This is a genomic window from Streptomyces sp. CBMA156, from assembly GCF_014596515.1.
Classification (GTDB): domain Bacteria; phylum Actinomycetota; class Actinomycetes; order Streptomycetales; family Streptomycetaceae; genus Kitasatospora.
In genome coordinates, this window is record NZ_MSJQ01000137.1 from 1 (window position 1) to 12,293 (window position 12,293).

The window sequence follows — 12,293 nt, forward strand, 5'->3', positions numbered from 1 at the left end:
GCGCCGGCCGCCCCCGGGCAGCACGCCCCCTGGCCCTTCCCCCGCCGCCCGCGCGGCTTCGCCGGCCGGGAGGACGAACTGACCGCGCTCGACCGGGCCACCGCCGCCCCCGGCGCCGTCACCGTGCTCACCGGCGGCGCCGGCGTCGGCAAGACCACCGTCGCCCTGCCCTGGCCCTTCCCCCGCCGCCCGCGCGGCTTCGCCGGCCGGGAGGACGAACTGACCGCGCTCGACCGGGCCACCGCCGCCCCCGGCGCCGTCACCGTGCTCACCGGCGGCGCCGGCGTCGGCAAGACCACCGTCGCCCTGTACTGGGCCCACCGCCGCCGGCAGGACTTCCCCGACGGACGGCTCTTCGTCGACCTGTGCGGCCACAGCCCGCTGCCGGAACGCGACACCGCCGCCGTCCTGCGCGAACTGCTGCTCGCCCTCGGCCTGCCCGCCGAGCAGATGCCCGCCACCGCCGAGGCGATGGGCGCCCGCTACCGCGAACTGACCGCCACCCGCCGGATGCTGATCGTCCTGGACAACGCCCGCTGCTCCGAGCAGGTCCGCCCACTGCTGCCGGACGGCGACGACTGCGTCACCCTGGTCACCAGCCGCGACCGGCTCGGCGGCCTGGTCACCTCCGACGCCGCCCGTCCCGTCCCGCTCGCCGAACTGTCAGCCCCGCAGGCCGTCACCCTGCTCGCCGCCACCCTCGGCGCCGACCTGGTAGCCGCCGAACCCGAGGCCGCCACCCGCCTGGCCCGCCTGTGCGACGGGCTGCCGCTCGCCCTGCGGCTGGCCGCCGCCCGCCTCGCCACCGGCCCCGCCCGGGCGCTGGCCACCCTCGTCGACGAACTCGCCGACGAGCAGGACCGCCTGGACCTCCTCGACATCGAGGACACCAGCGTCGCCGCCACCCTCGCGCTGACCGTCCAGCACCTGACCGAGCCCGCCCGCCGGATGTTCCGCCGCCTCGGCGCCCACACCGGCGCCACCCTCGACAGCCGCACCGCCGCCGCCCTGGCCGGCTGCCGGCCCGAGGAGGCCGCCGAGGCCCTGGCCCAACTGGCCACCGCCCACCTGATCGTGGAGATCGGCCGGGACGCCTACACCCTGCACGACCTGGTCCGCCTCTACGCCCGCAGCCTGCCCGGCGACACCGACCGCGAGGTGCTGCCCCGGCTGCTCGACCACCTGCTGAACACCCTGCTGACCGCCTGCGGCACCGCCGAACCCGGCAGCGAACCGTGCTGCGCCCTGCCGCCCGGCATCCGCCGCCCCGCCGACGTCCGGCCCTTCCCGGACCGGGCGAGCGCGCTCAGCTGGTACGCCGCCGAACGCGACACCCTGCGCGGCGCGGTCGAGGCGGCGGTCGCCGCCGGACTGCACGACCGCGCCTGGCGCCTGGTGCTGCTCCAGTGGCCGCTGATCGTCTGGCAGGTCAGGGACGGCTGGGCGCCGCTGCTCGAACACGGCCTGGCGGCCGCCGAAGCCGACCGCGACCCGGGCGCCCAGTCCCGCGCCCGCGCCCTGCTGGGCTGGGTCCTGCTGGAGGAGGGCCGCCCCGAACAGGCCCTGGTCCACCTGGAACGCGCCCCCGACCTCGCGGCCAGGGCCGGCGACATCAGCGCCCAGGCCGTCGCCCTGGTCAACCACGCCATCGCCCTGGCCCGCCACGGCGACCAGGGCGGCCGGGACCGGGTGAACGGGCTGCTGCTGAAGGCCCTGTCGCTGGCCGAACGGGCCGGGCTGAGCCTCGCCCCGGCCGGGCGGACGGCCGCCGCGGTACCGGCCCAGAGCGCCGGGGACTCCTTCAACCTCACTCCCCGTGAGCGCGACGTGCTCCGGCTGCTCGCGCGCGGCTGGACCAACCGGCAGATCGCCGGGGAACTGTACATCTCTCCGAAGACCGCGAGCGTGCACGTCTCCAACATCCTCGGCAAGCTCGCCGTCGGCGGCCGGGGCGAGGCGGCCGCGCTGGCGCACCGGCTGCGGCTGTTCCCGGACGATCTGGCCCCCTCCGGCCGCTGAGACACGCCCCGCCACGGGCCCGGACCGGCTTCGACCGGTCCGGGCCCGCTGTTTCGCCTGCCCGGCACCGCCGTTCGTCCGTCCTGGAACCGGTGTTCGGGCGCCGCTTCATGCTCCCGTGCGCGCCGCGTGAGCCCCCGCCCGCGCGCCGCCGCCAACCGGGCCTATCCGTAGGAATCAGGGGCATTTCCCCACCCTTTCGCCATTACTCTAAGTTGAGTGTGCGTGTCATTGAGTGACGGAATTGGTGTAGGGTCCATTTTGGGAGCATCGGTACGGTGTGGCGGTCGGAAGGCCGCCCACCCCCTGGGCCGCCGTCCTGACGGGGCGCCAGGCCACCGCGCACGGCCGAGAGGTGCGCGGCCGGTGGCCCGTGGCCGGGGCGCGAGGCCCCGGGCCGGAGGGGGAGAGGCCGAGTGAGCTCCACCGAAACGGTGCTGCCCGGAACCGGACGGCCGGACGCACCGCACACCGACACGTCCGCCGCCGACGTGCCCGCGCCGGCCCGCCGCTGCCCGCTGTGGCGGCTCCGGGAGAGCCGCACGCTGCCCGGCCTCGTCCTGGGCGTGCTCTGCCTGGCCTACGCCAGCGGCGCCGCGGCCGGCTGGGGATCGCACCAACTGTCCGTCTTCATGGGCGACTTCGGCCTGGCCGCGGCGGCCCTGGCGGCCGCGCTGTCCTGCCTGGTGTACGGCTGTACGGTCGGCGGGCACGCCCGCCCTGCCTGGCTGCTGTTCGGCCTCTCCTCGTTCATGGTGGCCTTCGGCAACGGCACCTGGGGCTGGTACGAGCTGGTCGAACGCACCCCGTTGCCCAAGGACTCGCTCGCCGAGTACGCCTTCCTGCTGTTCGCCCCGCTCGCCATCACCGGCGTCCTGGTGCTCGCCAAGCACCCGCGCACGGCGGCCGGCTGGCTCTGCCTGCTGCTCGACGGCTGGCTGATCGCGGGCTCGCTGTTCACCCTGAGCTGGAGCCTGGCGCTCGGCAGGATCGCGGCCGGCGAGGACGGCTCCCCGCTGCGGCTGGCCCTCAACCTGGCCTACCCGGTGCTGGACATCCTGCTGGTCAGCCTGGTGGTGGGACTGCGCTTCGGCGGCCGGGACGGCAACCGGGCCGCGGTGCACACCGCGATGCTGGCGCTCGCCGTCACCGTCACCTGCGACGCCCTGTTCACCTCCCCGGAGCTGCGCAGCAGCTACCACTCGGGCGAACTCCTGGACGCCGGCTGGTTCTCCGGCAGTCTGCTGCTGGCCTGGGCGCCGTGGTCGCCGCGCCGGCGCCGCCCGCTGCGCGAGCACCCCTCGGCCGGCGGCCTGCCGCGCCGCCGGGTGGCCACCACCTTCAGCGCGCTCACCCCGTACGCCGCCGCCGCGGTCTGTACCGCCGGCATCCTCTACAACGCCCTCGGCGGGCGGGAGTTGGACCGGGTGGTGGCGGCCGCCGCCTGCACCGTCGGGCTGGCGCTGATCCTCCGGCAGGGCGTGATGCTGCTCGACAACCTGTCGCTGGCCCAGGAACTCGCCCACAAGGAGGCGCACTTCCGCTCCCTGGTGCAGGGCTCCAGCGACGTCATCATGATCGCCGGCGCCAACGGCGTGCTCTCGTACGTCTCCCCGGCCGCGCTCGGCGTCTACGGGCGGGACCCGGAGGAGCTGGTCGGCGGCAACCTGCTGGACCTGGTCCACCCCGAGGACGTCGGCCGGGTGCTCTCCGAGGTCCGCCGCTACGTCGCCAGGGTCCGGCTCACCACCCACCGCAGCCCCGGCAACGCCGAGCTCTCCACCCGGGTCGAGTGCCGGATCAGCTCCGGCTCCGGGGAGTGGCTGCACGTCGAGTCCACGATCAGCCGGCACCGCGACGGCCTGCTGCTCAACAGCCGGGACGTCACCGAACGCGTCATGCTCCAGGCCCAGTTGCAGCACAACGCCTTCCACGACCCGCTCACCGACCTGCCCAACCGGGCGCTGTTCACCCAGCGGCTGAGAGCCGCCCTCGGCGCCCGCGGCCAGCTGGGCGACACGGGCGCCGGGATCGCCGTGCTCTTCATCGACCTGGACGGCTTCAAGGCGGTCAACGACACCGCGGGGCACCAGGTCGGCGACGAGCTGCTGGTGCAGGCCGCCCGCAGGCTCCAGAACGCCGTCCGCTGCGGGGACACCGTCGCCCGGTTCGGCGGCGACGAGTTCGCCGCCCTGGTCTGCGGCCCGCTGGGCCGCCTCCAGGTCCAGGAGCTGGCCGAGCGGCTGCGGCTCGCGCTCTCCGACCCGTACTGGATCGGCGGCGCCGAACTCGGCGTCGCCGCCAGCATCGGCATCGCCTTCGGCACCCCCGAGCGCGGCGCGGCCGCCGACCCCAGAGCCGCCGCCGACGAGCTGATGCGCAACGCCGACCTCGCGATGTACCGGGCCAAGTCCGAGGGCAAGGGCCGGGTGGTGCTCTACACCCCCGCGATGCGGGCCGACCTGGAGCGCCGCACCGAGCTGGAGGAACGCCTGCGGCTGGCCGTCCGGGAGGGCGGCTTCACGCTGCTCCACCAGCCCGTGGTCGACCTCTCCAGCGGCACGGTGACCGGCGTCGAGGCACAGGCCCGCTGGCGCTCGCTGGGCGGCCTGCTGCTCACCCCGGCCGAGTTCCTGCGCTCGACCGAGCACGGCGACGCGGCCACCCGGTTCTCCCGCTGGCTGGTCCTGGAGGCGGTCACCGCGGCCGCCGAGCGGCGCGGCCTGCCGGGCCGGGGCCGCGGCGCGCCGGAGCCCGTCCCGGTGGCCGTCCGGCTCTCCGTCGAACGGCTCTGCTCGCCCGGCCTGTACGAGACGGTGGCCGCGGCGCTGCGCGACAGCGGACTGCCCGCCGACGAGCTGGTGATCGAGGTGGCCAGGATGGGCCCGGACTCGCTCGCCGACGAACTCGGGCGCCGGCTCTCCGCCCTGCGCGGCCTCGGCGTCTCCACCTGGCTGGCCGGGTACGGCGCCGGCGGCGGTTCGCTCGGCGCGCTCGCCCGGCTGCCGCTGGACGGGCTCAAGCTGGACCGCACGCTCGTCCAGGACCTCGGCGAGTCCCCGCTCAGCCGCACCCTCGCCGGGCACGCGCTGCGGCTCGGCCGCGACCTCGGCATGGCCACCGCCGCCGAGGGCGTGGACCTGCCCCGCCAGGTCGCCGCGCTCCAGGACCTGGGCTGCCGGCAGGCCCAGGGCTCGGCCTTCGCCCCGCCGCTGGACGAGCCCCGGCTGCGCCGGGCGCTGGCCCGCCGGAGCTATCCGCTGCCCACGCCGCCGGGCTCGCTCTCCGCCCGGCGCCCGTACCCGCCCGCCGCCGACGACACCCGGGCGGGTGGCCGGGCGGGTGCCAGGGCGGACGCCACGCCGGGACGTGTCGCACATCACCACGGCGGTCCTGACCTGCCCGAACGCCATGCCGCCACCGGCCCGTCCGGCGGTCCGCATGGCGAGACGGTCATCCCACCTGCTTGACATGCCGCCCCGCACGGGAGGAAGGTCGTTGCCATGCGCACCCGAATTCTCGTACTTGGCGGGCGCGTCGGCTGAGTGGGCTCGAACGCCCTGCTCGTGACAGACCGACGCGCCACCCCTCGCATGCCCTTGGGCACGAGGGGTTTTTTGTTGCACTGACGCTGTTCCACCTCCGCAAGACCCCTGGCCCCGACCGCCCGAGCACGTCCGACGTACCGGACCAGAGCGGGACGATCGAGGCAGAGCCGGCGATCGACCCGGACCGGGACCCCTCCCTCGCAGCACCGGGGCCCGCAGCACCGAGTCGGCAAAACCCGAGAAGAGACAGGCAGATGACCGAGCACGCCGCATCCCCCCGCCGCGGGGACAACCCGGCCGCGAACGCTCCCGCTCCCCAGCACGTCGTCGAGACCATGACCGGCGCCCAGTCGCTCATCCGCTCCCTGGAGGCCGTGGGCGCGGACACCGTGTTCGGCATCCCGGGCGGCGCCATCCTTCCCGCGTACGACCCGCTGATGGACTCCGTCAAGGTGCGCCACATCCTGGTCCGGCACGAGCAGGGCGCCGGTCACGCCGCCACCGGCTACGCCCAGGCCACCGGCCGGGTCGGGGTCTGCATGGCGACCTCGGGCCCGGGCGCGACCAACCTGGTCACCCCGATCGCCGACGCGTACATGGACTCGGTGCCGGTCGTCGCGATCACCGGCCAGGTCTCCTCCAAGGCGATCGGCACCGACGCCTTCCAGGAGGCGGACATCTGCGGCATCACGATGCCGATCACCAAGCACAACTACCTGGTCACCGACCCGGCCGAGATCCCCCGGGTGATCGCCGAGGCCTTCCACATCGCCTCCACCGGCCGCCCGGGCCCGGTCCTGGTCGACATCGCCAAGGACGCGCTCCAGGCCACCACCACCTTCCGCTGGCCGGTCGAGACCGCGCTGCCCGGCTACCGCCCGGTGACCAAGCCGCACGCCAAGCAGATCCGCGAGGCCGCGAAGCTGCTGGTCGGCGCCAAGCGCCCGGTGCTGTACGTCGGCGGCGGGGTGATCAAGGCGCAGGCCACCGCCGAGCTGCGGATCCTCGCCGAGCTGACCGGCGCCCCCGTGGTCACCACCCTTATGGCGCTCGGCGCCTTCCCGGACAGCCACCCGCAGCACCTGGGCATGCCGGGCATGCACGGCTCCGTCCCGGCCGTCACCGCGCTCCAGAAGTCCGACCTGCTGTTCACCCTCGGCGCCCGCTTCGACGACCGGGTCACCGGCAAGCTGGACAGCTTCGCCCCCAACGCCAAGGTCGTCCACGCCGACATCGACCCGGCCGAGATCGGCAAGAACCGCCCGGCGGACGTGCCGATCGTCGGCGACGCCCGGGAGGTCCTCGCCGACCTGATCGTCGCTGTCCAGGCCGAGTTCGACGCCGGCCACAAGGGCGACTACACCGAGTGGTGGGAGCGGCTCGACGAGTGGAAGAAGACCTACCCGCTCGGCTACGAGCCGGCCCCGGACGGGCAGCTCTCGCCGCAGCAGGTCATCGAGCGGATCGGCCGGCTGGTCGGCCCCGAGGCGATCTACGCCGCCGGTGTGGGCCAGCACCAGATGTGGAGCTCGCAGTTCATCGGCTTCGAGAAGCCGGGCACCTGGCTCAACTCGGGCGGCGCCGGGACGATGGGCTACGCCGTCCCCGCGGCGATGGGCGCCAAGGCCGGCCGCCCGGAGAGCGCGGTCTGGGCGATCGACGGCGACGGCTGCTTCCAGATGACCAACCAGGAGCTGGCCACCTGCGCCCTGAACGACATCCCGATCAAGGTCGCGGTCATCAACAACGGCTCGCTCGGCATGGTCCGGCAGTGGCAGACGCTGTTCTACAACCAGCGCTACTCCAACACCGTGCTGCACTCCGGCCCCGGCCACGACGGCATCGAGCCGCCGGCCCAGGGCACCAGGATCCCCGACTTCGTCCTGCTGTCCGAGGCGATGGGCTGCGTGGGCCTGCGCTGCGAGCGCCCCGAGGACCTGGACGCGGTCATCCGGCAGGCGATGGAGATCAACGACCGCCCGGTCGTCATCGACTTCATCGTCCACCAGGACGCCATGGTCTGGCCGATGGTCGCGGCCGGCACCAGCAACGACGAGATCCAGTTCGCCAAGGGCGTGCGCCCCGACTTCGGCGACGACCTCGACTGACGCCCCCTGCCACCCGCCCACCCGTCGCCCGCCACCGCCCTTCTCGGGACCGGCTACGCCGGACCCCTCCTGAGCGACTGAGGAATCCCATGGCCAAGCACACCCTCTCCGTCCTGGTCGAGAACAAGCCCGGCGCGCTCGCCCGCATCGCCGCGCTGTTCTCCCGTCGGGGCTTCAACATCGACTCCCTCGCCGTCGGCTCGACCGAGCACCCGGACGTGTCCCGGATGACGATCGTGGTCAACGTCGAGGACCTCCCGCTGGAACAGGTCACCAAGCAGCTCAACAAGCTCGTGAACGTGATAAAGATCGTCGAACTCGACCAGTCCGCTGCGATCCAGCGGGAACTGGTCCTGGTGAAGGTCCGCGCCGACAACGAGACCCGGTCGCAGATCGTCGAGATCGTCCAGCTGTTCCGTGCCAAGACCGTCGACGTGTCGCCGGAAGCGGTGACCATCGAGGCCACCGGCAGTTCGGACAAGCTGGAGGCCATGCTCCGGATGCTGGAGCCTTACGGCATCAAGGAGTTGGTCCAGTCCGGCCTGGTCGCCATCGGCCGCGGCGCGCGTTCCATCACGGACCGCTCGCTGCGCGCCCTGGACCGCAGCGCGTAAACAGCGCGCGTCTCGCCCGCCACCGCCTTACAAGCAAAGACCCCACACCACGTCGCGTGCGCATACGGTGAACACCGCGTACCCGGCATCCATCACGCAAGGAGAAGTACCCCCGTGGCCGAGCTGTTCTACGAAGACGACGCCGACCTGTCCATCATCCAGGGCCGCAAGGTCGCGGTCATCGGCTACGGCAGCCAGGGCCACGCCCACGCGCTGTCGCTGCGCGACTCCGGCGCCGACGTCCGGGTCGGTCTGAAGCCCGAGTCCACCTCCCGTGCCAAGGCGGAGGAGGCCGGCCTGCGCGTCGTCACCCCGGCCGAGGCCGCGGCCGAGGCCGACGTCATCATGATCCTGGTCCCGGACCCGATCCAGGCCGACGTCTACGAGGCCGACATCGCCCCGCACCTGAAGGCCGGCGACGCCCTGTTCTTCGGTCACGGCCTGAACATCCGCTTCGGCTTCATCAAGCCCCCGGCGGACGTCGACGTCTGCATGGTCGCCCCGAAGGGCCCGGGCCACCTGGTCCGCCGCCAGTACGAGGAGGGCCGCGGCGTCCCCGCGATCGTCGCGGTCGAGCAGGACGCCTCGGGCAAGGCCTTCGACCTGGCGCTGTCGTACGCCAAGGGCCTGGGCGCCACCAAGGCCGGCGTCATCAAGACCACCTTCACCGAGGAGACCGAGACCGACCTGTTCGGTGAGCAGGCCGTCCTCTGCGGTGGCACCGCCGCCCTGGTGAAGGCCGGGTTCGAGACCCTGGTCGAGGCCGGCTACCAGCCGGAGATCGCCTACTTCGAGTGCCTGCACGAGCTGAAGCTCATCGTCGACCTGATGTACGAGGGCGGCCTGGAGAAGATGCGCTGGTCGGTCTCCGAGACCGCCGAGTGGGGCGACTACGTCACCGGCCCGCGGATCATCACCGACGCCACCAAGGCCGAGATGAAGAAGGTCCTCACCGAGATCCAGGACGGCACCTTCGCCAACACCTGGATCGCCGAGTACAAGGCGGGTCTGCCCAAGTACAACGAGTACAAGAAGGCCGACGAGGACCACCTGCTGGAGACCACCGGCAAGAAGCTGCGCTCGCTGATGAGCTGGGTCAACGAGAACGCCTGACCCTCCTCCGGGCCGTTTTCCCGGCCCCGGTTTTGTTACGTCCTTGTACAAGTAGGCTGCTCCCGTCCGGGTGATTTCGCCGGACGGGAGCAGCCCGCTACCCACCCCGTCGATACACTCCGAGTGCGCGTCAGGCCCACAGCGTCGTGCGTCTACTCACGCGGCATGCCACCTTCCCCCGCCCTCCACGCCACCTACGTGCCCGGGGGGACCGGACAGTTAAGGACCCACTGTCGTGAGCACTGTGACCACTGCGAAGACCGGCGTCGTACTGATCGCCGAAGAGCTTTCGCCCGCCACCGTCGACGCCCTCGGCCCCGACTTCGAGATCCGCCACTGCAACGGCGCCGACCGCACCGAGCTGCTCACCGCGATCGCCGACGTCGACGCGATCCTGATCCGCTCCGCCACCAAGGTCGACGCGGAGGCGCTGGCCGCCGCCCGCAAGCTCAAGGTGGTCGCCCGGGCCGGCGTCGGCCTGGACAACGTGGACGTCGCCGCCGCCACCAAGGCCGGCGTGATGGTCGTCAACGCGCCGACCTCCAACATCGTGACCGCCGCCGAGCTGGCCTGCGGCCTGCTGGTCTCCGTCGCCCGCAACATCGCGCCGGCCAACGCCGCGCTCAAGCAGGGCGAGTGGAAGCGCAACAAGTACACCGGCGTCGAGCTGAGCGAGAAGACCCTCGGCGTGGTCGGCCTCGGCCGGATCGGCGTCCTGGTCGCGCAGCGGATGTCCGCGTTCGGGATGAAGATCGTCGCGTACGACCCCTACATCCAGGCCGCCCGCGCCGCGCAGATGGGCGTCAAGCTGGTCTCGCTGGAGGAACTGCTGGAGGTCTCGGACTTCATCACCGTCCACCTCCCGAAGACCCCGGAGACCATCGGCCTGATCGGCGACGAGGCGCTGCACAAGGTCAAGCCGACCGTCCGCATCGTGAACGCCGCCCGCGGCGGCATCGTGGACGAGGAGGCGCTCGCCAGCGCCCTGCGCGAGGGCCGGGTGGCCGGCGCGGGCCTGGACGTGTACGCCAAGGAGCCGTGCACCGACTCCCCGCTGTTCGCCTTCGACAACGTGGTCGCCACCCCGCACCTGGGCGCCTCCACCGACGAGGCGCAGGAGAAGGCCGGCATCGCGGTCGCCAGGTCGGTGCGCCTGGCGCTGGCCGGCGAGTTGGTGCCGGACGCGGTGAACGTCCAGGGCGGCGTGATCGCCGAGGACGTCCGCCCGGGCCTGCCGCTGGCCGAGAAGCTCGGCCGGATCTTCACCGCGCTGGCCGGCGAGGTGGCCGTCCGCCTCGACGTCGAGGTCCGCGGCGAGATCACCCAGCACGACGTGAAGGTGCTCGAACTGTCCGCGCTGAAGGGCGTGTTCGAGGACGTCGTGGCGGAGACGGTGTCCTACGTCAACGCCCCGCTGTTCGCCCAGGAGCGCGGCGTGGAGGTCCGGCTGACCACCTCCAGCGAGAGCGCCGAGCACCGCAACGTGATCACCGTCCGCGGCACGCTCTCGGGCGGCGGGGAGATCGCCATCTCCGGCACGCTGGCCGGCCCCAAGCAGACCCAGAAGATCGTCGGCGTGGACGCCTTCGACGTGGACGTCGCGCTCACCGACCACATGGCCTTCTTCAAGTACGAGGACCGCCCCGGTGTGGTCGGCGTGCTCGGCCGCCACCTCGGCGACGCGGGCATCAACATCGCCGGCATGCAGGTCGCCCGCGACGGCGGCGACGCGCTGGCCTCCATCACCGTGGACACCGAGATCCCGCAGGAGGTGCTCTCGGCCATCGCCGCCGAGATCGGCGCCCGCTTCGCGCGCTCGGTCGACCTGGGCTGAGTCCGCACGCTCCTGCGGGGCCCGGACCACCGTTCGCACGGTGGTCCGGGCCCCGCTGCGTTCCCCCGGGTGACGCCCGTCTCAGATAGTAGGAAATCCAAGTATTCGTGCAGACACGGCCGGGACGGGGTCGTACCGTGGAAGGGCCATACGGTGTGCCGCCCCTGTAGCCAGGGCTCGCGGCCCGTGTGCGCGTGCGCCCTCACGAGCAGGCGATCCCTGCTCCGCGCGTACCCTCCGCCGCCCGTCGGCGCCCTTCCCGGGGTGCTGCGCGCGGCACCTCCCTCCCCCTCGCGCTGCTCGCGCAGCGCCGCTTCCGAGGAGCCCGGTATGTCGCCGACCGCCGACCGCCACGCCACGTCCACCCCCGCCGCCACCACCGTCCGCGCCCCGCGCCGCCGCCGGGCCGCCGAGCGGAACCCCTTCGCGGCCGCCGCCCTCCAGCGCTCGCTGGACCGCCGGGACAACGGCGGCGTGACCGGCCACTGAGCGGCCGGCTCCCGGCCCCGGCCGACGTCGTTCACCGGTGGCGGTCACCGATCGCGTGCATCGGTGGCGTTCATCGGTCGAATGGGCCGTACGGGGTGGCCGGGCGTCACCCAGTAGAGTGCAACCCCGTTCCGTCCGAGGGAAGTTACTCGTCCCCGTCGGCGCGATCATCCTAATTTGGGGCCTCCGGGAGGGGTGATCGACGTCCGCACGGGCGGGCGTCAGCGACACGGAGTGCGGATCAGTCCCCCTGCCGGGGGAGAGGGCCCAGTGCGTCTGCCACCCGTCCGCCGACCCGCCGCCCGGATCGGCCTCACCCTGGCCCTGCTGGCCGGAAGCGCCGTCCTCGCCGCCACCCCGGCGGCGGGCGGTTCACCGTCCGCGGGGCCACCGTCCGCGGAGCCACCGTCCGCGGGGCCACCGTCCGGCGGACCTCCGGGGGCCGGCCGAACGGCCTCCGTCCTGCTCGAACTCACCACCGAGGCGGCCGGTCCGGCCTGGCGGCGCGCCGCCGACGGGGCCCGGCGGGCCCAGCGCACCCCGGAGGCCGTCCACCGGGAGGCCGCCC

Annotated in this window: 8 protein-coding genes; all 8 read left to right on the forward strand. The window is 73.3% G+C overall.

Annotated elements, in window-relative coordinates; translation table 11 throughout:
- A partial coding sequence (locus BU198_RS43765) for a LuxR C-terminal-related transcriptional regulator (RefSeq protein WP_317620070.1) occupies nt 1-2,019 on the forward strand: 2,019 nt, incomplete at its 5' end.
- Nucleotides 2,020-2,537: 518 nt separating this feature from the next.
- Nucleotides 2,538-5,489 (forward strand): putative bifunctional diguanylate cyclase/phosphodiesterase, encoded by a 2,952-nt coding sequence (locus BU198_RS11565; RefSeq protein WP_223244256.1) that lies wholly within the window; start codon nt 2,538-2,540, stop codon nt 5,487-5,489.
- A 332-nt stretch (nt 5,490-5,821) separates the two neighbouring features.
- A complete protein-coding gene (locus BU198_RS11570; RefSeq protein WP_188296762.1) occupies nt 5,822-7,675 on the forward strand; it encodes an acetolactate synthase large subunit in 1,854 nt (617 codons plus the stop codon).
- 89 nt (nt 7,676-7,764) lie between these two features.
- Nucleotides 7,765-8,289, forward strand: coding sequence for an acetolactate synthase small subunit (gene ilvN, locus BU198_RS11575; protein ID WP_188296763.1), 525 nt, complete (start codon nt 7,765-7,767; stop codon nt 8,287-8,289).
- Nucleotides 8,290-8,403: 114 nt separating this feature from the next.
- Nucleotides 8,404-9,402 carry a ketol-acid reductoisomerase gene (gene ilvC / locus BU198_RS11580; RefSeq protein WP_188296764.1) on the forward strand — a complete coding sequence of 333 codons (999 nt, stop codon included), beginning with the start codon at nt 8,404-8,406 and terminating at the stop codon, nt 9,400-9,402.
- Nucleotides 9,403-9,646: 244 nt separating this feature from the next.
- Complete coding sequence (gene serA, locus BU198_RS11585; RefSeq protein ID WP_188296767.1) at nt 9,647-11,236, forward strand: phosphoglycerate dehydrogenase; 1,590 nt, start codon at nt 9,647-9,649, stop codon at nt 11,234-11,236.
- Nucleotides 11,237-11,566: 330 nt separating this feature from the next.
- Nucleotides 11,567-11,725: a hypothetical protein gene (locus BU198_RS11590; RefSeq protein WP_188296765.1), complete on the forward strand. Its 159-nt coding sequence runs from the start codon at nt 11,567-11,569 to the stop codon at nt 11,723-11,725.
- 270 nt (nt 11,726-11,995) lie between these two features.
- Nucleotides 11,996-12,293, forward strand: a 298-nt coding sequence (locus BU198_RS11595; RefSeq protein ID WP_223244255.1) for a hypothetical protein, incomplete at its 3' end; no start/stop codon positions are given.

What these genes read in the sequence shown, in the direction of transcription:
- BU198_RS11570 (WP_188296762.1), top strand. Translation starts at nt 5,822, where the DNA reads ATGACCGAGCACGCCGCATCCCCCCGCCGCGGGGACAACCCGGCCGCG.
- ilvN (WP_188296763.1), top strand. Translation starts at nt 7,765, where the DNA reads ATGGCCAAGCACACCCTCTCCGTCCTGGTCGAGAACAAGCCCGGCGCG.
- BU198_RS11590 (WP_188296765.1), top strand. Translation starts at nt 11,567, where the DNA reads ATGTCGCCGACCGCCGACCGCCACGCCACGTCCACCCCCGCCGCCACC.